The organism is Arenimonas maotaiensis (genome assembly GCF_014638745.1).
Taxonomy (GTDB): domain Bacteria; phylum Pseudomonadota; class Gammaproteobacteria; order Xanthomonadales; family Xanthomonadaceae; genus Arenimonas; species Arenimonas maotaiensis.
This window is the reverse complement of record NZ_BMFO01000001.1, coordinates 658,000-679,491: the sequence shown is the minus strand read 5'-3', so window position 1 is coordinate 679,491 and position 21,492 is coordinate 658,000. Positions and strand designations below refer to the sequence as shown.

The 21,492-nt window shown below is 67.3% G+C and carries 17 protein-coding genes; 9 read left to right on the top strand and 8 right to left on the bottom strand.

All coding sequences use genetic code 11. From position 1 onward, the window contains the following. Positions 1 to 7: 7 nt before the first annotated feature. The gene (gene tkt / locus IEV56_RS03295) at positions 8 to 2,008 is read left to right on the top strand and encodes a transketolase (protein WP_188447684.1); all 2,001 of its coding nucleotides are present in this window, start codon (positions 8 to 10) and stop codon (positions 2,006 to 2,008) included. Between the two features lie 38 nt (positions 2,009 to 2,046). On the opposite strand, the gene IEV56_RS03290 is transcribed toward tkt, so the two are convergent. Together IEV56_RS03290 and IEV56_RS03285 are read right to left on the bottom strand one after the other, a co-directional pair. Next, complete coding sequence (locus IEV56_RS03290) at positions 2,047 to 3,087, bottom strand: CDP-glycerol glycerophosphotransferase family protein (protein WP_188447682.1); 1,041 nt, start codon at positions 3,085 to 3,087, stop codon at positions 2,047 to 2,049. Between the two features lie 20 nt (positions 3,088 to 3,107). Continuing rightward, entirely contained in the window at positions 3,108 to 3,845 is a 738-nt protein-coding gene (locus tag IEV56_RS03285) for a sulfite exporter TauE/SafE family protein (RefSeq protein ID WP_188447680.1), read from the bottom strand. 121 nt (positions 3,846 to 3,966) lie between these two features. Between IEV56_RS03285 and gap the strand changes: the two genes are divergently transcribed. Further along, complete coding sequence (gene gap / locus IEV56_RS03280; protein WP_188447677.1) at positions 3,967 to 4,980, top strand: type I glyceraldehyde-3-phosphate dehydrogenase; 1,014 nt, start codon at positions 3,967 to 3,969, stop codon at positions 4,978 to 4,980. 93 nt (positions 4,981 to 5,073) lie between these two features. Continuing rightward, the gene (locus IEV56_RS03275; protein ID WP_188447675.1) at positions 5,074 to 5,715 is read left to right on the top strand and encodes a sulfotransferase family 2 domain-containing protein; all 642 of its coding nucleotides are present in this window, start codon (positions 5,074 to 5,076) and stop codon (positions 5,713 to 5,715) included. On the opposite strand, the gene IEV56_RS03270 is transcribed toward IEV56_RS03275, so the two are convergent. Together IEV56_RS03270 and hemN are read right to left on the bottom strand one after the other, a co-directional pair. Further along, positions 5,712 to 6,659, bottom strand: a complete 948-nt coding sequence (locus IEV56_RS03270; RefSeq protein ID WP_188447673.1) for an L-threonylcarbamoyladenylate synthase — start codon at positions 6,657 to 6,659, stop codon at positions 5,712 to 5,714. The two genes, IEV56_RS03275 and IEV56_RS03270, sit on opposite strands and share 4 nt — an antisense overlap. Positions 6,660 to 6,717: 58 nt before the next feature. Next, positions 6,718 to 8,112, bottom strand: coding sequence for an oxygen-independent coproporphyrinogen III oxidase (hemN, locus tag IEV56_RS03265; protein WP_188447671.1), 1,395 nt, complete (start codon positions 8,110 to 8,112; stop codon positions 6,718 to 6,720). Between the two features lie 110 nt (positions 8,113 to 8,222). Between hemN and IEV56_RS03260 the strand changes: the two genes are divergently transcribed. Further along, a complete protein-coding gene (locus IEV56_RS03260) occupies positions 8,223 to 9,398 on the top strand; it encodes a phosphoglycerate kinase (RefSeq protein WP_188447670.1) in 1,176 nt (391 codons plus the stop codon). On the opposite strand, the gene IEV56_RS03255 is transcribed toward IEV56_RS03260, so the two are convergent. Then, positions 9,395 to 9,937: a GNAT family N-acetyltransferase gene (locus tag IEV56_RS03255; RefSeq protein ID WP_188447668.1), complete on the bottom strand. Its 543-nt coding sequence runs from the start codon at positions 9,935 to 9,937 to the stop codon at positions 9,395 to 9,397. The two genes, IEV56_RS03260 and IEV56_RS03255, sit on opposite strands and share 4 nt — an antisense overlap. A 134-nt stretch (positions 9,938 to 10,071) precedes the next feature. Between IEV56_RS03255 and pyk the strand changes: the two genes are divergently transcribed. After that, a complete protein-coding gene (gene pyk / locus IEV56_RS03250; protein ID WP_188447666.1) occupies positions 10,072 to 11,538 on the top strand; it encodes a pyruvate kinase in 1,467 nt (488 codons plus the stop codon). A gap of 11 nt (positions 11,539 to 11,549) precedes the next feature. Here the strand turns inward: pyk and IEV56_RS03245 are convergent, their stop codons facing one another. Then, positions 11,550 to 12,116: a hypothetical protein gene (locus IEV56_RS03245; RefSeq protein WP_188447664.1), complete on the bottom strand. Its 567-nt coding sequence runs from the start codon at positions 12,114 to 12,116 to the stop codon at positions 11,550 to 11,552. Between the two features lie 125 nt (positions 12,117 to 12,241). On the opposite strand from IEV56_RS03245, the gene IEV56_RS03240 reads away from it, so the two are divergent. The 4 genes from IEV56_RS03240 (at position 12,242) to IEV56_RS03225 (ending at position 18,530) form a co-directional block, all read left to right on the top strand. Then, positions 12,242 to 13,243, top strand: a complete 1,002-nt coding sequence (locus tag IEV56_RS03240; protein ID WP_188447662.1) for a class I fructose-bisphosphate aldolase — start codon at positions 12,242 to 12,244, stop codon at positions 13,241 to 13,243. A gap of 120 nt (positions 13,244 to 13,363) precedes the next feature. Continuing rightward, on the top strand, positions 13,364 to 14,404 hold the full coding sequence (locus IEV56_RS03235; protein WP_188447660.1) for an efflux RND transporter periplasmic adaptor subunit: 1,041 nt from the start codon (positions 13,364 to 13,366) through the stop codon (positions 14,402 to 14,404). Further along, a complete protein-coding gene (locus IEV56_RS03230) occupies positions 14,401 to 17,532 on the top strand; it encodes an efflux RND transporter permease subunit (RefSeq protein WP_188447658.1) in 3,132 nt (1,043 codons plus the stop codon). Before IEV56_RS03235 ends, IEV56_RS03230 begins: the two co-directional genes overlap by 4 nt. Positions 17,533 to 17,693: 161 nt before the next feature. Continuing rightward, positions 17,694 to 18,530 (top strand): TrmH family RNA methyltransferase, encoded by an 837-nt coding sequence (locus tag IEV56_RS03225; RefSeq protein ID WP_188447999.1) that lies wholly within the window; start codon positions 17,694 to 17,696, stop codon positions 18,528 to 18,530. A 6-nt stretch (positions 18,531 to 18,536) separates the two neighbouring features. On the opposite strand, the gene IEV56_RS03220 is transcribed toward IEV56_RS03225, so the two are convergent. Further along, on the bottom strand, positions 18,537 to 19,985 hold the full coding sequence (locus tag IEV56_RS03220; protein WP_188447656.1) for an ArnT family glycosyltransferase: 1,449 nt from the start codon (positions 19,983 to 19,985) through the stop codon (positions 18,537 to 18,539). Positions 19,986 to 19,991: 6 nt separating this feature from the next. Continuing rightward, positions 19,992 to 21,398: a M20/M25/M40 family metallo-hydrolase gene (locus tag IEV56_RS03215; protein ID WP_188447654.1), complete on the bottom strand. Its 1,407-nt coding sequence runs from the start codon at positions 21,396 to 21,398 to the stop codon at positions 19,992 to 19,994. Between the last annotated feature and the right edge of the window lie 94 nt (positions 21,399 to 21,492).

The following is a 21,492-nucleotide window of genomic DNA, read 5'->3' as shown; positions in this document are numbered from 1 at the left end:
CGTGTCCATGAGCGCTTCCCGCACCGAACTGGCCAATGCCATCCGTTTCCTCGCCGTCGACGCCGTGGAAGCCGCCAAGTCCGGTCATCCGGGCATGCCGATGGGCATGGCCGACATCGCCGAAGTGCTCTGGAACGACCACTACACGCACAATCCGGGCAATCCGCGCTGGTTCAACCGCGACCGTTTCGTGCTGTCCAACGGCCATGGCTCGATGCTGCATTACGCGCTATTGCACCTGTCCGGCTACGATCTGCCGATCGAGGAGCTGAAGCGTTTCCGCCAGCTGCATTCGCGCACTGCCGGCCATCCGGAGGCCGCCGAAACCCCCGGCGTGGAAACCACCACCGGCCCGCTCGGCCAGGGCTTGGCCAACGCGGTCGGCATGGCCCTGGCCGAAAAGCTGCTGGCGCAGCGCTTCAACCGGCCCGAGTTCGACATCGTCGACCACATGACCTGGGTGTTCCTGGGCGACGGCTGCCTGATGGAAGGCGTTTCGCACGAAGCGGCCTCGTTGGCCGGTACCTGGGGCCTGGGCAAGCTGGTCTGCTTCTGGGACGACAACCGCATCTCGATCGACGGCAACACCGATGGCTGGTTCACCGACGACACCGCCGCGCGCTTCGAGGCTTACGGTTGGCAGGTCATCCGCCACGTCAACGGCCATGATCCGGTCGAGATCGACCAGGCCATCCGCACCGCCAAGGCCGAAACCGCACGGCCGACCCTGATCTGCTGCCGCACCACCATCGGGTTCGGTTCGCCCAACAAACAGGGCAAGGAAAGCGTGCATGGCGCGCCATTGGGCAAAGACGAGGTCGCCTTGACCCGCGAGCGCCTGAACTGGCCGCATGCGCCGTTCGATATTCCCGCCGCCGTGTACGACGGATGGCGCGCCAATAACACCGGTACGGTGCGCGAGGACGCCTGGAACCGGCTGTTCGACCGCTACGCTGAACTGTACCCGCAACTGGCCGACGAACTGGTGCGCCGCAGCAAGGGCCGCTTGCCGGCGGATTTCGATGCCGTCGCCGAAGCCTACATCGCCAAACTGCAGGCCGAAGGACCGGTAGTCGCCTCGCGCAAGGCCTCGCAGATGGCCATCGAAGCGTTCGCGCCGCATCTGCCGGAACTGATCGGCGGTTCGGCCGACCTGGCGCACTCCAACCTGACGCTGTGGAAGGGTTCGAAGTCGGCCACCAGCGGCGACGCCGACGCCAACTACGTGTATTACGGCGTGCGCGAATTCGGCATGAGCGCGATCGCCAACGGCCTGGCCCTGCACGGCGGCTTCCTGCCGTACGACGCGACCTTCCTGGTGTTCTCTGATTACTCGCGCAACGCCTTGCGCATGTCGGCGCTGATTCCGGCCAACGCCATCCACGTGTTCACCCACGACTCCATAGGGCTCGGCGAAGACGGCCCGACGCACCAGCCGGTCGAGCATCTGGCCTCGCTGCGTTACATCCCGAACAACGAGGTCTGGCGTCCCTGCGACGCGGTCGAATCGGCGGTGGCCTGGTCCGAGGCGCTGAAACGCCGCGGCGGCCCGAGCTGCCTGGTGTTCAGTCGACAGAACTTGGCGCACCAGCCGCGCGGCGCGCAACAGCTCGCCGACATCGCGCGCGGCGGCTATGTGCTGTTCGAAGCCAAGCCGGGCGTCTGCGACGCCGTGCTGATCGCCACCGGCTCGGAAGTGGAGTTGGCCGTGCAGGCCGCCAAGCGCCTCGCGGAACACGGCGTGTCCGCGCGCGTGGTGTCGATGCCGAGCACGACCGTCTTCGACCGTCAGGACGCCGCCTACCGCGACGCGGTGCTGCCGCCGGCCTGCCGCCGGCGCGTGGCGGTGGAAGCCGGCACCCGCGACTTCTGGTACAAGTACGTCGGCCTCGACGGCGCGGTGATCGGCATGGATTCCTTCGGCGCGTCGGCACCGGCCGAAGACCTGTATAGGCATTTCGGCATCACCGTCGATGCGGTGGTGGCGGCGGCAAGCCGCCAGCGCTGAGGACCGCAGTCACGCCGGACGGCATTCCGCGGCGCGGCTCAGGGCCACCAATAGCCGAGCTTGGCGCGCTCCTTCAGGTTCCTGAGCAGATTGAACGGTTTCGGCCGGAGCGCGGGCGGCACGGCGCGGAACGCCTCCACGGCGTCGATCACGCGCGCCGCCGAGCGGCCGTCGCGATAGGGGTGGGTCTTCGCAAGCCAGGCGTCGATGTTCCGCATGAGCCCAGCGGGACGCGTCAGCGCCGTCTCGACGGCGGACTCCAGCGCCGACGGATCCCGCACGTCCAGCAGATGCGCGCGTTCTCCCGCGCTGTTGTTCCGGAACGTCACCACCGGACGGTTCTGGGCCATGAACATGTACATCACCGAGGACGTATCGCAGACCATTGCATCCGCCCGCCGCAGATAGGGGATGATGTCGTCGGTATCGACGTACTCCAGATGATCGCCCTGCAACGCCCGATAGGCTTCGCATATCCGTCTGTCCATCTTCGGATGGAACTGTACCGTCCAATGCCAGCGGCCGGTGCGGCTCAGGCGCCGGACCGTATCCAACAGGCGTGGCGCGCAGCTCAGGGATTTGGTGAACGTGGAGCAAAGCATGATGCGCGGGCGGTCGTCCGGCCGCGCCGGCGGCGATCCGCTGAACAGCGGGTCCAGCGTGGCCCATCCGGTCTCGACCACCTCGAAATGGCCGCGTTCCGCGGCTAGCCGACGGAAAGGCTCCGTGGTGTTGGGCCCTTGCGTGCAATACAGATCGAAGCAGTCCCGGATATTGAAATGTCCGCGCGCCTGTCCTCGCGTGCTTTTTGCCACATTGAAGCCGTGAAAGACGCCGACCTTGATACCCGGCAGGAACGCCGGAGCCATGTTGCCGGGTACCAACACGGCGTCAGGCTTCCATTCAACGGCCCGGGCGGCGCCATCGAGCAGGATTTCCCCGTCCCGGATGTGCCGCGCCGAAACTGAGTTTCCGGCAAGTAACCAGGCCGCCTCGCCGCCGCGCGCCAGGATTTCGCTTTGCAGCGGGCGCAGGATCTGGAACGCATAGTTTTGGTCGGCGTAAAGGAGATAGCGCATCTGGACAATGTAGGGAATGCCTAGCCGAAAAGCAATTTCGCCGAGGCGATCAGCAGCACCACGGCCAGACTCTTGCGCAAGCGGTGCACCGGCCAGCGGTGGATGCCGAGTTGCGTGCCGAGCACGGCGCCCAATGCCGCCGCGGCCAACCAGATCGGCAAGGCGTCCGGGAACGACTGGCTACTGCGCAGCAGGCCGAATACCGCCGCCAGCGAGTTCAGCCAGACGAAAGCCACCGACAGCCCCGAGGCTTCGCGCGTATGCGCCCACGCCATGGCCAACAACAGCGGGGTCAGGAAAATCGCGCCGCCGGTGCCGGTGATGCCGGACAGGCCGCCGATCAGGGCGCCGGCCAGCAGCGCGGCCGGCCAAGGCACCGGCCGACTGACGGGGATTTCGCCGACTTCGGCAAGACGCTCGCCGCTGCGCCAAGCCGCCAGCGCCGCCGCGGCGAGCAGGCCGCCCAAGAGCATGCCGTAGGTCTCTCTCGGCACCTGCCATTGCGCCGCCAGATACGCCATCGGCACCGAAGCGCTGACGAACGGCAACACCTTGCGCCAAGGCACCAGTCCGGCGCGGTGGAAGCGCACCAATCCGATGCCGCCGACCAGGATATTGAGCGTCAAGGCGGTCGGGCGCATCTGCTCCGGCGCGAAGCCGAGCAGGGCCATGGCCGCCAGATAGCCGCTGGCGCCGGCGTGGCCGACCGAGGAATACAGCACCGCCACGGCAAAGAACAGGGCGGCGAGGGCGGTCATCTGCGGATCCATGAATGCGGCGTCAAGGGTTTCCGCTATGTTAAGCCAAAGCGGCCGGCTTTGGCCCGGAACCCCGGGCGATTTGGTAAAATGGCGTTTTAACCGACCACCGGGAGTGAGTATGACCATCAAAGTCGCCATCAATGGCTATGGCCGCATCGGCCGCAATGTGCTCCGTGCGCTCTACGAATCCGGCCGCACCGATGAAATCCAGGTGGTCGCCATCAACGACCTCGGCGATGCCGAGACCAACGCGCACCTGACCCAGTACGACACCGCGCACGGCAAGTTCCCGGGCACCGTCACCGCCGAAGGCGGCGACCTGGTGGTCAACGGCGACCGCATCAAGGTCTACTCGGTGCGCAATCCCGCCGACATCCCTTGGGGCAGCCACGACGTCGACGTGGTGCTGGAATGCACCGGTCTGTTCGCCTCCAAGGCCAAGGCCTCGGCGCACCTCGCCGGCGGCGCCAAGAAGGTGATCATCTCGGCGCCGGGCGACAAGGACGTGGACGGCACCTTCGTGTACGGCGTCAACCACCACTTGCTGAAAGCTGAGCACACCGTCATCTCCAACGCCTCCTGCACCACCAACTGCCTGGCGCCGCTGGCCATGGCGCTGCACGAGAAGATCGGCATCGTGCACGGCCTGATGACTACCATCCACGCCTACACCAACGACCAGGTGCTGACCGACGTCTACCACTCCGACCTGCGCCGCGCCCGTAGCGCCACCATGAGCCAGATTCCGACCAAGACCGGCGCCGCCGCCGCAGTCGGCTTGGTGCTGCCGGAATTGAACGGCAAGCTGACCGGCTTCTCCATGCGCGTGCCGACCATCAACGTCTCGGTCGTCGACCTGTCGTTCGTGGCCGCCCGCGAGACCAGCAAGGAAGAGATCGATGCGGTGCTGAAGGCCGCCTCCGAAGGCCCGTTGAAGGGCGTGCTGGGCTACAACACCAAGCCGCTGGTGTCGATCGACTTCAACCACAACTCGAACAGCTCGGTGTACGACAGCACCCTGACCCAGGTCATGGGCGGCACGCTGGTGAAGGTCTGCTCTTGGTACGACAACGAGTGGGGCTTCTCGAACCGCATGCTCGACATGACCGTCGCGCTGATGAACGCCAAGTAACGGCTTCCGGCGTTCGCCTGAGGGGAGCCCGCCGCCGGCGGGCTTCTCCGCATCCGCCGGCCGGTCAGGCAAGATCCGACCAGGAGTTTTTGTATGAAAATCGCCTTCATCGAGAAATACAAGAACAAAATCGGGCTTCGGTTCAATTCCCCGCTGCGCAAGGGGCCGGTCCGCGACTACGTGTTCATCCACATCAACAAGACCGCCGGCACGAGCATCGTCCACATCATCGGCAAGCCGTTCCGCAAGCATCTCACCGCCAAGGAGGTCATCGCCGCCATCGGCCGCGGGAAATGGGATTCTGCGTACAAGTTCACGGTCGTGCGCAATCCCTGGGACAAGATGGTTTCCCACTACAAGCACCGGATAAAGACCCAGCCGGAGAGCATGCGCCTGCCGCGCTCGCAGGACTTCATCGCGTTCGGGGATTGGCTGCGTTGCACGCTCGCCGAGCCCAGGGACCCGAGGTATTACAACCGGCCTCAGCATTTCCTGCCGCAGGTCGAGTGGCTGAAGGACGACCGCGGCGAGTTGCGCATGGACGCGATCATCCGTTTCGAGTCCCTGGCCGAAGGATTCCGCAAGGTCGCCGAAGACCTCGGTCTCGATGCGGAGTTGCCGCATCTGAACAATACCGCGCCGACCAGCTACCGCGACTTCTACGACGACGGTCTCCGCGACCTGGTCGCGGCGCATTTCCGCGCCGACATCGATTTGTTCGGATACAGCTTCTAGCCGCCTGAGCCGGTCACGGCCCGGCGCAGACGGTCGTTGATCGCTAGCCACTCCGCGTCTTGCGGCGGCCGTTCGACCACGATTTCCGAAACGTCCATCGCGTCCAAGGCGCGCAGTGCGGCATACAGGCCGTGGGCGTAGGCCTGCGGATCGTCCGGCAGGGCAAGGCCGCGTCCGCCGGCCGGCAAGGCGCCCAAAACCAGCAGGCCGGCGCCGCTTCCCGATGCGGCTTCGATGCCGACCCAGTCCGCCAGCCGCATCGGCGTACGCGGCGCGTAATGCGCCTCCAGGTTGCCGGAGACGCGCGGGCTGCCGGAATCGACGCCGGATTGCAGGTCGGGCAGGAACGGCAACAATTGTTCGCGGCTGATGTGGCCGTGACGTAGGATGCGCGCCGGGCTCCGGCTCAGGTCGACGATGGTGCTTTCGATGCCGACTTGGCAGGGGCCGCCGTCGAGCACCAAGGGGGTGGCGTCACCGAACTCTTCGTGCACGTGCGCTGCGTCGGTCGGTGAGATGCGGCCGAAGCGGTTGGCCGAGGGCGCCGCCAAGCCGCCGCCGAACTCGCGCAAGAGCGCAAGCGTCAGGGCATTGTCCGGGCAACGCAGGCCGACGGTGTCCTGACCGCCGGTGACCGCATCCGGCACGTCCGCGCGCTTTTTCAGGATCAGGGTCAACGGGCCGGGCCAGAAGCGTTCCGCCAGTTCCCGCGCCGCCTGCGGTACCTCGACCGCCCAATCGTCGATCCGCTCGGCGCCGCCGATGTGCACGATCAACGGGTGGTCCGCCGGGCGGCCTTTCAGCGCGAACACCGCGCGCACGGCGTCCGGGTTGCAGGCATCGGCCGCCAGTCCGTACACGGTTTCGGTCGGAATCGCGACCAGACGCCCGGCCTTGAGCGCGGCGACGGCATCGGATATCGGGGCGGCGGGAATGGGCGGCATGCGGTCGGCTTCACGCGGAAAACGCGATATTTTCGCACAGCGCCGGGGCTTTAGCGAATCACAGCACCTTCGACAGCGGAATCTGCTGCACCGGCTTTTTCGGTAGATAGGCGTCGAAGCGGGCGGCAATCACCCGCAACAGCAGACGGCCGCGCGGCAACACCCGCAGGCCACGGTCTTCGAGCGCCAGCAGGCCGTCCTCGGCCAGGGCGGGCAGGCCGTCCAGTTCGGCGGCGAAATAGTCGCGGAACACGATGCCGAAGCGTTGTTCGAATTCGGCGAAATCGACCCGCCCCTGGCACATGATGGCTTGGATCACTTCGGCCCGTATGCGGTCGTCGGCATGGGTGCGCAGGCCCTTCACCGTCGCCGGCCGCCCGGACTCGATATGCGCCGTCCAGGTCGGCAGGTCCTTGGCGTTCTGGGCGTAGCAGTCGGCGATCTGGCTGATGGCGCTGACGCCGAAGCCGACCAGGTCGGTCTGTTTGCGCGTGGTGTAGCCCATGAAGTTGCGGTGCAGGTCGCCGCTGTCCTGGGCGCGGCTGAGCTCGTCGCTGGGCAGGGCGAAATGGTCCATGCCGATGTAGACGTAGCCCTCGCCGATCAGGCGTTCCACCGCCAGCTGGAACAGCGCCAGCTTGCGTTCCGGGTCCGGCAGGGTGACCACGTTGATCTTGTTCTGGGCCTTGAACAGCTCGGGCATGTGCGCGTAGCTGTACAGCGCGATGCGGTCCGGGCGCATGCCGGCGACGGTGTCCAGGGTCGCGGCGAAGGTTTCGGTGTTCTGCATCGGCAGGCCGTAGATCAGGTCGAAGTTGACCGATTGGAAACCGTGCCGCCGGCAGGCGTCGAGGATGGTGCGGATGCGGTCGGTGTCCTGCAGCCGGTTGATGGCCTGCTGCACCTGCGGGTCGAAATCCTGGATGCCGAGGCTGACGCGGTTGAAGCCGATCTCGCGCAGGGTGCCGATGTCGGCGGCGTCGACCGTGCGCGGATCGATTTCGATCGAGAAGTCGCGTTCGCGCTCCGGCGCGAAATGGAAGTTGCGGCGGAACTCGGCCATCAGCTCGGATAGCTGGGCGCCGGTCAGCGAGTTCGGCGTGCCGCCGCCCAGGTGCAGCTGCACCACCTCGCGGTCGCGGTCGAACAGCGGCGCCAGCAGGCGGATCTCCTTGAGCAGGGTCTCCAGATAGGCCTGCTTCTTGTCGGCGTCGCGGGTGATGATGCGGTTGCAGCCGCAGTAGAAGCAGGGGCTGAAGCAGAACGGGATGTGCGCGTACAGCGACAGCGAGCGCGGGATCGGGTCTTCGTTGCTTTCCTTGATGGCCTTGACCAGTTCCGGCGCGCCGAAACGGTTGTTGAAATGCGGCGCCGTCGGGTACGAGGTGTACCGCGGACCGACGCCGTCGTAACGGCGGATCAATTCGGGATCGAAGACGGTGCTCAGGCTCATGGGGGAAATCCTAAACGGCCCCGCCCGGGGCGGCCTTGATTCAAGTCAAACGATTGAGAAAACCGGCCGGAAACGCGACAATAGCCGCATTTACCGACAGGAGTCACGCCATGGCCGTCATCCGGATGTCCGACCTCGATCTGCGCGGCAAGCGCGTCCTGATCCGTGAGGATCTCAACGTGCCGGTCAAGGACGGCCGCATCACTTCCGAGCAGCGCATCAAGGCGGCCCTGCCGACCCTGCGTCTGGCGTTGGAGAAGGGCGCGGCGGTGATGGTCACCTCGCATCTGGGCCGGCCGAAGGAAGGCGTCTGGAGCGAGGCCGATTCGCTGGCGCCGGTGGCCGCGCGGCTATCCGAGCTGCTAGGCGTTCCGGTGCCGTTGAAACGCGACTGGCTGGACGGCGTGGCCGTGCAGCCGGGCGAGCTGGTTCTGCTGGAGAACTGCCGGATGAACGTCGGCGAAGCCGCGGACGACGAGGCCCTCTCGCGCCGGATGGCCGATTTGTGCGATGTGTACGTGATGGACGCCTTCGGCACCGCGCACCGTGCCCAGGCCAGCACCCACGGCGCCATCCGCGCCGCCAAGGTGGCCTGCGGCGGTCCGTTGCTGATGGCCGAGCTGGACGCCTTGGCCAAGGCGCTGCAAGCGCCGCAGCGGCCGCTGACGGCGATCGTGGCTGGTTCCAAGGTCTCCACCAAGCTCGAGCTGCTGTCGAACCTGGTCGGCAAGGTCGATCAGCTGATCGTCGGCGGCGGCATCGCCAACACCTTCATGGCCGCGGTCGGCCTGCCGGTCGGCAAGTCCCTGTACGAACCCGATCTGATCGATACCGCCAAGGCCATCCTGGCCGACGCCAAGGCCCGCGGTGCCGACATTCCGGTGCCGTCCGACGTGGTGGTGGCGAAAGCGTTCGCCGCCGACGCCGAGGCGACGGTGAAAGCCGCCGCCGAGGTGGCCGACGACGACCTGATCCTCGACATCGGCCCGCAGACCGCCGCCCGTTATGCGACGATGGTCGAACAGGCCGGCACCGTGGTCTGGAACGGCCCGGTCGGCGTGTTCGAATTCGACGCCTTTGCCAAAGGCACCGAGGCGTTGGCCAAGGCCATCGCGCGCTCCACGGCGTTCTCCATCGCCGGCGGCGGCGATACCCTGGCGGCGGTCGACAAGTTCGGCATCGAAGCCGAGGTCGGCTACATCTCCACCGGCGGCGGCGCGTTCCTCGAGTTCCTGGAGGGGAAAGAGCTGCCGGCGGTCGCGGCCTTGGCGGCGCGCGGCGCTTAATCGGCGCCGAATCGATAGCCCTGCGTGCTCAGATAGGCCAGCCACTCCGGCTTCAGCAGGCCGAACACCAGGGAGTCCTGGATGCCGTCCGGATGGTGGAAGCGTTGCCGCAGAAGTCCTTCGCGCCGGAATCCCAGTTTATCGAGCACCGCGTTCGAGCGCCGGTTGTTCGGCTCGGTATCGGCTTCGATGCGGTGCAGGCCGAGCTCGAGAAACCCGTAGCTGATCGCCAGCGTGGCCGCTTCGCCCGCTAGGCCGTTGCCCCAGTGGTCCGGCATCAGCGCATAGCCGAGCCCCGCGCGGGCGTGCGCCGGATTGATTTCGTACAGGGTGCAGGTGCCGAGCATCGCGTCCGTCGCCGGGTCGGCGACGATCCAATTCAACACCGTGCGCTGCGCGAATCCGTCGAGGATGCGCTTCGCGTAGTCGACCGCTTCGGCATGTTCCGTCATCGGGCCGCGGCTCCAATAACGCATCACCCGCGGGTCCGAGAACAGCCGGTACAGGCCGGCGACGTCGTCCTCGCGCAGTCCGCGCAAGCGTATGCGCCCGCTTTCCAGCACCGGGAACTCCGGTAGTGCGGCAAGCCTGTCCCTGATATGCTGTGCCGAAGGGAAGTCGGGCATGATTTCCGGCGCATCCGAACGTAAAATCAGAGCCGAGTATACGCACAATGAGTCCGAATTTCCGCCGCACCAAGATCCTCGCCACCCTCGGTCCGACCACCGACGCGCCCGGGGTGCTGGCGCAGATCATCGAGGCCGGCGTCAACGTGGTGCGGCTGAATTTCTCGCACGGCACGCCCGAGCAGCATGCCGAGCGCGTGGCCCGGGTGCGCGAGATCGCCGCCGGTCTGGGCCGCGAGGTCGGTGTACTGGCCGATCTGCAGGGCCCGAAGATCCGCATCGAGAAATTCGCCGACGGCAAGGTGCAGCTCGCCACCGGCAGCGAATTCCGGCTGATCTGCCGGGCCGACGCACCGCTCGGCGATGAAACGCAGATCGGCGTCAGCTATCTGGGACTGGTCAACGACGTCCGTCCGGGTGACACCCTGTTGCTCGACGACGGCCTGGTCGCGCTGACGGTCAAGGCCATCGAAGGCGACGCCATCGTCACCGAGGTGCAGGCCGGCGGCGCGCTGTCCAACCGCAAGGGCCTGAACCGCCTCGGCGGCGGCCTGTCGCTGGACGCCCTGTCCGAGCAGGACAAGGCGCACATCGCCATCGCCGCGCAGCTCGACGTCGACTTCCTCGCCGTCTCGTTCTGCCGCAGCGCCGCCGACATCGAGCTCGCGCGCGCCATCGCGCGCAGCCACGGCTCCTACGCGCACATCGTGGCCAAGATCGAGCGCGCCGAAGCCATCGAGCGTCTGGTGGAGATCACCCAGGCCAGCGATGTGGTGATGGTGGCGCGCGGCGACCTGGGCGTGGAGATCGGCGACGCCGAGCTGCCGGGCCTACAGAAACGCATCATCCGCACCGCGCTGGAATGCAACAAGGTGGTGATCACCGCCACGCAAATGCTGCAGTCGATGGTCGACAATCCGATTCCGACCCGCGCCGAGGTGCTGGACGTGGCTAACTCGGTGATCGACGGCACCGACGCGGTCATGCTCTCGGCCGAAACCGCATCCGGGGCCTATCCGGTCAAGGCGGTCGAGGCCATGGCGCGCATCTGCCTGGGCGCCGAGCGCCAGTTCAAGCACGATACCGATTTCGAGGCCGCCCCGCGCGACCTGGAACGCGTCGACCAGGCCATCGCGATGTCGGCGATGTTCATCGCCGAGCATACCCGTCTGCGCGGCATCATCGCGCTGACCGAATCCGGCGGTACCGCCCGCTACCTGTCGCGCTACCGCGCCAACGTGCCGCTGTTCGGCCTGTCGCGTTTCGGCTACGCGCGCCGGCGCATGGCGCTGATGCGCGACGTGGTGCCGGTCGATTTCGACAGCGACGGCCAATCGATGCGCGTGGCCGCGCGCAAGGCCATCAAACAGCTGTTCATGCAGGGCCACCTGGCCGCCGGCGACCGCGTGCTGATCACCAGCGGCGACCACATGGAGCAACACGGCGCCACCAACACCCTGCGTCTGCTGGCGGTGGGTGAGGGCGGCAACACCGAGGGGCTGGGCGAACTGTAGGCCGCTTCGGCTCAGCCGCCGGGATTGCCCCGGTAATACAGGTTGTTGTCGTTGTCGGTCGAGGGCGTGCTGGCGTAGTCCTGCAGCGGCACCAGTTTGCCGTCCTCCAGCACGTATTCCCAGGTCCGGTAGCCGGTCTGCTTGAGCGCGGCGTCCATCACCGGACCTTCCACCGTCAGCAAACGGCTGTCCAGGCGCAGGCCCTGCACCCAAGGGCCGTAGCCGCCGCCGAAGCGGGTTTCCAGCACCTTGCCGCTGCGCTTGCTGACGAACGCCTGTTCGACGCAGGCGGTGCCGCAGCCCCACTGCACCAGGATGTATTCGCCGGCGAACACCGGCTCGCCGGCCAAGGCCTCGCTGAACCGGCTTCGGTATTCGCGCGCCAAGGCAGTGCGCGGCGATAGCGCGGCGGCCGGGCCGGTATAGGGGGCATCGGCCGGATAGGCCGCGAAATCGGCCGCCGGGGCCGGCTCCGTGCGTGCGTCCGGTGGCGAAGCGGGCGCTTCGGCCGGTGCGGGCGGTGTCGGGGCGCTGCAGGCGCCCAGCATCAGGCAAAGCGTAAAGGCGGTACGGCGCATGCGGTTCGGTCTCCCGGGACGCGGATTTCGGACGATTCTAGCAAGCCGGCGCGTCCGGCGCGACGCCGGTCCGGGGCAGGCTATCGGGTATAATACCGCCACCTCAACCGACCAGGACCGTCCCCATGAGCATCGACCAACTCCCCGAAATCGCCTTGGCCATGGTGGCCCGCGGCAAAGGCATCATCGCCATCGACGAATCCAACGCCACCATCAAGAAGCGTTTCGACAGCGTCGGCGTGGAGTGCACCGAGGAGAACCGCCGTGCCTACCGCGAGATGCTGCTGACCACCCCGGGTCTGGGCGACTACATCTCCGGCGCCATCCTGTTCGACGAGACCCTGCGCCAGAAGACCAAGGACGGCAAGCCGTTCACCCAGCTGATGATGGAAAACGGCATCCTGCCGGGCATCAAGGTCGACAAGGGCACTGTGCCGCTGGCCGGCTTCCCGGGCGAAGTGGTCACCGAAGGCCTGGACGGCCTGCGCGACCGCCTGAAGGAATATGCCGCCCTCGGCGCCAAGTTCGCCAAATGGCGCGCGGTCATCAACATCGGCGAAGACATGCCGTCCAAGACCTGCATCGACGCCAACATGCACGCGCTGGCCCGCTACGCCGCGCTGTGCCAGGAAGCCGGCATCGTGCCGATGGTCGAGCCGGAAATCATCATGGACGGCGACCATGACATCGACACCTGCTATGACGTGACCGAAGCGACCCTGCGCGAGCTGTTCCAGCAGCTGTTCGAGCAGAACGTGCTGATCGAAGGCGTGATCCTGAAGGCCAGCATGGTGCTGTCGGGCAAGGACTGCGAAGAGCAGGCCGACGTCGAGGAAGTGGCGGCCCAGACCGTGCATTGCCTGAAGGCCACCGTGCCGGCCAACCTGCCGGGCATCGTGTTCCTGTCCGGCGGCCAATCCGATGAGCTGGCCACCGAGCACCTGAACGAGATGAACACCTTCGAGAACAACCCGTGGCCGCTGAGCTTCAGCTACGGCCGCGCCATGCAGTCGGCGGCCCTGAAGATCTGGGCCAAGGACATCGTCAACAACGTCGCCGAAGCGCAGAAGACGGTCTATGCCCGCGCCAAGGACAACGGCCTAGCCGCGATGGGCGAGTGGAAATAAGCCTGCGCCCCGTTTCGCGCCCCAAAAACGCCGGCTTGCCGGCGTTTTTCTTTACCCGGCCTTAACCGCCCGTACACAAGCCCCGTTTATAATCGAGGTCTTGTTTTGAAAGGACACGCCATGCGCCTCGCCCCGATTGCCCTGTTGTTGCTGTTGACCGCCTGCGGCGGAGAAGATGCCGGCCGCAAGAAGGACGCCGGTCCCCCGGCCACGGTTACCGTCGTCACCTTGGCGTCGGAGCCTTGGCGCGACAGCATCGACGCGGTCGGCACGGTCAAGGCGCGCAATTCGGTGGTGATCGCCGCCAAGCAATCCGAGCGCATCGCCGCGGTCCGCTTCGAAAGCGGCCAACGGGTGGCCAAGGGCCAGGTGCTGGTCGAGCTCGACGCCGGCACGGTCAAGGCCGAACTCGCCGAAGCCCGCGCCGCCTTGGTCGACCTGGAGGCCCAGGTGGTCCGCCTGCGCGACCTGCAAAGCCGCCAGTTGGTGGCGCGCAGCCAACTGGACACCGCGGTGGCCGCCCGCAACGCCGCCGCCGCCCGCGTGCAGGCGGCACAGGTGCGCCTCGACGAGCGCGTCATCCGAGCGCCGTTCGGCGGCGTGCTCGGTCTGCGCCTGGTCAGCGAGGGCCAATTCGTCAATGCCGGCGCCGCGATGGTCAATCTGGACGACCTGGAGCGCATGTGGGTCGACTTCCCCGTGCCGGAAAACCGCATCGCCGAACTCGAAACCGGCATGACGCTGGAACTCGCCGCCGACGCCTATCCGCAGCGCACGTTCCGCGCGCGCCTGGCCGGCATCGACTCGCGCGTCGACATCGATACCCGCGCCGTCATGGCGCGCGCCGAAATCGCCGATTCCGAAGGCCTGGTACGCCCCGGCATGCTGGTGCGGGTGTCGCTGCAGCGTGAGGCCGCCGACGCCTTGGTGGTTCCGGAGTTGGCTTTGCAGCAGGTCGGCAACCGCACGTTCGTGTACCTCGCCGCCGCCGATGGCACCGCCGTCAGCCGTGACGTCACCGTCGGCGGCCGCCGCGACGGCAAGGCGTTGGTGCTCAACGGCCTGAAAGCCGGTGAGCGGGTGGTGCTTGACGGCACGTCGAAACTGCGTGACGGCCAGAAGATCGCCGTCGCTCCGGCTGCGGCGAAAGTCGCGCCATGATCCTGTCCGACGTCTCCATCAAGCGGCCGGTGTTCGCCGCCGTGATCAGCCTGATGCTGGTCACCATCGGCCTGATCGCCTTCACCCGCCTGCCGCTGCGCGAACTGCCCAACATCGATCCGCCGGTGGTGTCGATCGACGTCAGCTACCCCGGCGCCGCCGCCGGCGTGGTCGAGACGCGGGTGACCCAGGTGATCGAGGACGCCGTGGCCGGCATCGAGGGCGTCGACCTGGTCACCAGCTCCTCGCGCAACGGCCGTGCCTCGGTCAACCTGGAGTTCACCCTCGAGCGCGACATCGAATCGGCCGCCAACGACGTCCGCGACGCGGTCAGCCGCGTCGCCGACCGCCTGCCGGAAGAGGCCGATCCGCCGCAGGTGGCGAAGGTCGAGGCCGACGCCGAAGTGATCATCTGGGTACGCGTGGTGCAGAAGGGTGCCGACGCGCTCGCGCTCACCGACTACGCCGACCGCTACATCGTCGACCGCTTCTCCAGCATTCCCGGCGTGGCGCAGGTCCGGCTCAACGGGGGGCAACGCTACGCCATGCGCATCTGGCTCGACGACGACGCGCTGACCGCGCGCGGGCTGACCGTCGGTGACGTCGAGAACGCCCTGCGCCGCGAGAACCTGGAGCTGCCGGCCGGCCGCCTGGAGTCGAAGGACCGCGATTTCCTGCTGCGCGTCAACCGCAGCTTCGATTCACCCGAGGCGTTCGGCAAGCTGGTGCTGAAGACCCTGCCGGACGGCCAGACCGTGCTGCTGTCCGACGTCGCCCGCGTGGCGCGCGAGTCGGCCGAACGCCGCGCCTGGTTCCGCGGCAACGGCGAGCCGCAGCTGGCGCTCGGCATCGTCAAGACCTCGACCGCCAACTCGCTGCAGGTCTCGCGCGACGTGCGCGCCGAAATCGACCGCATCAATCCCGGTCTGCCCGAAGGCATGAACATGGGCATCAACTTCGACACCACGGTGTTCATCGACGCCGCGGTGGAAAAGGTCTACAGCACCCTGTTCGAGGCCATCGTGCTGGTGTTGCTGGTGATCTGGCTGTTCCTCGGCAGCGTGCGCGCCTCGCTGATCCCGGCGGTCACCGTGCCGGTCTGCCTGATGGCGGCCTTCATCGCGCTCTGGCTGTTCGGCTACTCCATCAACCTGCTGACCCTGCTGGCGCTGGTGCTGTGCATCGGCCTGGTGGTCGACGACGCCATCGTGGTGCTGGAGAACGCGCAACGCCGCATCGACGCCGGCGAACCGCCGATGCTGGGCGCGTTCCGCGGCACCCGCCAGGTCGCGTTCGCGGTGATCGCGACCACGGCCGTGCTGGTCGCGGTGTTCCTGCCGATGGCCTTCATCGAAGGCAACAACGGCCGCCTGTTCCGCGAGCTGGCGGTGACCATGGCCAGCGCCATCGCCATCTCGGCGCTGATCGCGCTGACCTTGACTCCGATGATGTGCTCGCTGATCCTGAAATCGCACGACAAGAGCCGCGTCAACGGCTTCGAGGCCCGCGTCAACGCGTTCCTGGATTCGGTCAGCCGCCGCTACGCGCACAGCCTGGAGTCGCTGCTGTCCCGGCGCGGCGCGACCGTCGGCGCCATGCTGGCGGTGGTGGCGCTCAGCGCCGGCCTGTATGTGCTGGTGCCCAAGGAACTGGCCCCGGCCGAAGACCGCGGCGTGTTCTTCGTCTCGGTCAACGGCCCTGAAGGCGCCGGCTTCGATTACACCGTGAAGCAGATGGAACAGGTGCAGTCCGAGCTGATGGCGTTGATGGCCGAGGACGGCGCCATCGACCGCATCAACGCCACGGTACCGGGCGGCTTCGGGCCGAGCGAGGAGATGCATACCGGCCGTGCCACCGTGCTGCTCAAGCCCTGGGCCGAGCGCGGCCTCGACACCTCCACGGTGGTCGAGGACGCGCGCAAGCGCCTGTCCGCGATCGCCGGCGTGCAGGCCCGTCCGCAGCAGCCGACCGGCCTGGTGCGCGGCGGCGGCCAACCGGTGCAGCTGGTGCTGCAGGGCTCCGACTACAACGAACTGGTGCAGTGGCGCGACCGTCTGCTCAAGCGCATGGAAGAGAACCCCGACCTGACCGGTCCGGATTCCGACTACAAAGAAACCCGACCGCAGCTGCGGCTGGACATCAACCGCGAACGCGCCGCCGCGCTCGGCGTATCCAATCAGGAAATCGGGCGCACGCTGGAGAGCCTGCTCGGCTCGCGCCGGGTCGGCACCTACATCCAAGGCGGCGAAGAATACGACGTGATCGTGCAGGCCGCGGCCGAGGGCCGGCGCACGCCGTCCGATCTGCTGTCGATCAACGTGCGCACCGCCAGCGGCGCCTTGGTGCCGCTCGCCTCGGTGGTGCAGGTCCGCGAGCTGGCCGAGCCCGGCAGCTTCAACCGCTTCAACCGCCTGCGCGCCATCACCGTGTCCGCCGGCCTGAAGCCCGAGGCCAACCTCGGCGAAGCCATCGCCTGGCTGCAGCGGACCGCGGCCGAGGAGCTGCCGTCCACGGTCCAGGTCGATTACAAAGGCCAGTCGCGCGAATACCTGAAGTCCGGCCAAGCCGTGATGTTCACCTTCGCGCTGGCGCTGTTGGTGGTGTATCTGGTGTTGGCGGCGCAGTTCGAAAGCCTGATCCATCCGTTGGTGATTCTGCTGACCGTGCCGATGGCGGTGTTCGGCGCCTTGCTCGGCCTGTGGCTGATGGGCGGCAGCCTGAATCTGTTCAGTCAGGTCGGTATCATCATGCTGATCGGCCTGGCGGCCAAGAACGGCATCCTGATCGTGGAGTTCGCCAACCAGCGCCGCGACGCCGGGCTCGGCGTGCGCGAGGCGATCCTCGAGGCCTCGGCGGTTCGCCTGCGGCCGATCCTGATGACCTCGATCGCCACCGCTGCCGGCGCCTTGCCCCTGATGCTCGGCAGCGGTCCGGGCTCGGGTTCGCGCCAAGCCATCGGCATCGTGGTGGTGTTCGGCGTGTTGGCCGCCACTGCGCTGACCCTGTATATCGTGCCGGTGGTGTACCGCTGGCTGGCGCCGTACACCGGTTCGCCCGAGCAACGCGCGCGCGAGCTCGAGCGGCAGGCCGTGGCCGTGCCGGACCGCGAAGCGGGCCAAGGCGCCTGAGGCCCAGGTCCGCCGTTTGATACAATGCCGGCCTATCCAATGCGAGGGCCGGCGGCATGTCCGATTCCAACGACGATCATCCGCTGTACCGCGGCCCATCCCGCGCCAAACCCGGCACCGCGCGCGCACCGCGACCGCCGCGCGGCGAAGACGGCCCGCGCATGCCGAGGGCGCCACGCCGCTTCGAACAGGATGCCGCGCGTCCGCCGCGTTCCCGGCAGGACGAACCGCCGTTGCGCGACGAATCGGCCGCGGCGCGGCCGGCCAAACCCAAGGAACTGCGCATCTACGGCCTGAACGCCTGTCTGGCGGCGTTCCGCGAGCGCCCGCAGGACATCCGTAAACTCTGGCTGCTGGAATCGCGCATCCCCAAGCTGCAGGAGCTGTTGGCGTTCTGCGTCAAGCACCGCATCGGCTACAACGTGGTGGAGGCCGAAGATCTGGACAAGCTGACCGCCAGCGCCCACCACGAAGGCGTCTGCCTGGCGCTGACGCCGGCCGCGGAAATCCCGCTGTCGACCTGGCTGATGGACCTGCCGGCCGGTCCGGCGCTGGCGATATGGCTGGACGGCGTCGGCAATCCGCACAACCTCGGCGCGATCCTGCGTTCGGCCGCGCATTTCGGCGCGCAGGCGGTGCTGTTGCCGAAGGACTCGCAGCTCGCCGTTTCCGGCGCGGCGGCGCGCGTGGCCGAGGGCGGCGCCGAACATGTGCCGATGGTGCGTCTGGGTCGCGACGAAAACGCCGTCGCGCAGCTGCAATCGGCCGGTTTCGTGCTGGTCACCACCGTGGTGCGCGGCGGCCGCGACCTGTTCGAGGCCGAATTGCCGGCCCGTTGCGTACTGGTGATGGGCGCGGAACAGACCGGCGTCGGCGCGCCGCTGCTGGCGGCCAGCGGCCTGAAAGTGGAGATTCCCGGCACCGGCCGGGTGGAGAGCCTGAACGTGGCCGCCGCCACCGCCGTGCTGTTGGCGGAGTGGCGCCGGCAGAACCGCTGAGCCGGTTCAGGGCGCGCGTTCGATCCGGTACACTGCGTAGCGGCGCGCCGTGCCGAGCCGGTGCGGCTTCAGTTCGGGGCGCTCGCCGATGACGGCAAGGAAGGCGGCCTGCTGCTTCTCCGGCACCAGGAAGTAGCGCCGCGGCTCGGCTTCGTACAATTCCGAACGCAGCCCTTGGTCGTATTCGGCATCCGACAGCGGTTGCGGTCCGCGCAGGTCTTCCAGGCTGAGTTTCTCGATTTCGGCGCCGAGGTAGAAATTCAGCCCGTAAGACGCTTTGGCGCCCACGAACGCGAGCTCGTTCGGCTGCGCCGGGAGCATCGGCCGCAGCTCGGCGGCGAACGCGCGCGCGTCATCCTTGTAGGGCCAATAGGCCAACGCGCCTTTCAGCGACAGCAGACAAACCAGCCAGAAGGCCAACAACGCCGCATGCCGCGTGCCGAACGCGATGTCGGCAAGCGCCTTGGACGCCAGCAGTGCCAAAGGCACGAACAGCGGCAGGATATAGAACGGCAGACGCGAACGCGACAGCATGAACACCAGCAACGGCAGCAGCGTCCAGAGCAGCAGGAAGCGCATTTGGGCGTCCCGGGCGACGCCCACCCGGCGGCGGCCGGCGAGCAAAGCCAGCAGCCAGGGCAGGGCACCGACCAGCAAGGTCGGCAGGTAGACGCTGAAGCCGCCGTACCACTGGCTGTTGCGGTCATGCGTGGCGCTGGCCACGCGGTCGACCACTTCATGGCGCAGGAAGTAATCCAACAGCTCCGGCCGTTGCTGGGTGATGAACGCGAACCAGCCCAAACCGGCCACCACGAACAACGCCAGCCCGATGGGCCGCAACAGGCCGCGCAGGGCCGTCAGGCCGCCGCTGCGCCACTCGAAGAGGACGATCGCCGCCAACGGCAACAGCCCCGGCGGACCCTTGATCATGAACGCCAGGCCGAACAGGAGCCACATCAGGTCCAGATGCCGGGGCCGTCCAGCACCGAAGCGCCGCAGCGCATAGGCCAGTACCGCCGCGGTTTCCGCGAATGCCAGCAAGGTGTCGGTGGTGATGGCGTTCGCGGCCAGGAACGGCACCGGGCTGATGGCGTACAGCAACGCCGGAAGCCATGGCCGCGCCGGAGTGAACAGCCGGCCGAGGCGGTACACCAGGAATACCGTCAGCAGATAGGCCAAGGCCATGGGCAGACGCGCCGCCCATTCGTTATGCCCGAACGCGCCGAAGCTGCCGGCCAGCGCCCAATAGGTCACCGGCGGTTTGGTGACATGCAGCGTGCCGTGATGCCGGTGCGGCATCAGGTAGTCGCCGCTGGACATCATCTGCAGCGCGACGTTGGTATAGCGGCCTTCGTCCGGTTCCCACAGCCCGCGGCTGCCCTGGAAGGCGAACGCCAACAGGCCCGCCAACAGCATCAGCCAGAGCAGCGGACGCGCGGCCGCGGATTTCAACATGCCGGGTTACTTCTGCGCGGCCGGTGCCGCCGGTGCGATATCGACCGCGGTTTCCGCCGCCAGATAGGCCAGTGCGGCGTAGGCCGCGACCTGTTGGTCGAGTGCGGCCGGTTCGATCTTGTCGAGCGTGTCGTTGGCGGTATGGTGGTAGTCGAAGTAATCGCTGCCGTCCTGCTGCAGTTCCGCCCACGGCAGGCCGTAGGGCACGCTCGGGCTGATGTCCGGACCCGGACCGCCGCCCTCGGCCCAGGTGATGCCCAGCGGCGCCAGCACCTGCGCGATGCGTTCGATCACCGGTTTCGATTCCGGCGATACGCCGGCATGCAGGGCATAGATGCGGCCGGCGCCGAAATCGCTTTCCGCAGCCAGTTGGTGCGTGCCCATCGCGTCCTTCATCGCCTCGGCATAGGCCTTGCCGCCCAGCAGGCCCTGTTCCTCGTTGGCGAAGGCGATCACGCGGATGGTGCGTTTCGGCGCTTTCTTCAGGTCGCCGATCAGCGCGCCGGCGGCCATGGTGATGGCCACGCCGGCGCCGTCGTCGATGGCGCCGGTGCCCAGGTCCCAGGAGTCCAGGTGGCCGCCGATGACCACCACCTCATCGGGTTTGCCGCGGCCGGTGATCTCGCCGATGACGTTGTATTCGGTCTTGCTGCCGGTGACGCCGGCTTGGATGTCGAGCGCCACGGTGACCGGCTTGCCGCGCTTGAGCATGTTGGCCAGCAGCTCGGCGTCGGGTACCGATAGCGCCGCCGCCGGGATCTTCGCCACGCCGTCCTCGTAACGCATCATGCCGGTGTGCGCCAGCCGGTCGGAGTCGGTGCCGACCGACCGGATCAGCAGCGCCACCGCGCCTTTGCGCGCCGCTTCCGATGCGCCGCTGCGGCGCACGTTGCTGACCGGGCCGTAACCGCTGCCGTCCTTCGCGCGCCGCATCTTCAGGTTGACGAAGGCGATCTTGCCGGCCAGCGAGCCGTCCGGCGCGGCCTTCAGGCTTTCCAGCGAATCGAACTCGACCACCTGCGCGCGCAGCTCGCCATCGGTGCTTTCGCTGCCGCCGAGCGCGGTCAGCACCAGATGCTGCGGGAACGGCGACACGATCCGGCCGCGTTCGGCGCGGCGCTCCCAGACCGGGAAGGTGACCGGCTGCAGCCAGATTTTGTCGTAGCCCAACGACTTGAATTTGGCTTGGGCCCAGGCGGTGGCGCGGTCGTAGGCTTCGGTGCCGGCCATGCGCGGGCCGATTTCGGTGGTCAGCGATTCGACGATGGCATACGCCTGCGAACCGCGCATCGCGGTGTCGCGCAGGCCTTCGGCGGTGGCCACGGCCTTGGCGTCGAGGCCGTCGCCGTCGGCCAGCGCCGGTCCGCACAGGATGGCCGCGATGAAGGGAAGGACGAGACGCGATGTGTTCATGGGCACTCCGTGATTTGCCTTTCGAATCCAGATATTACGTTATGTTAACCGCAATTTAGCGTTAAGTTGATGCCACGGCACGTAACGTGGATGG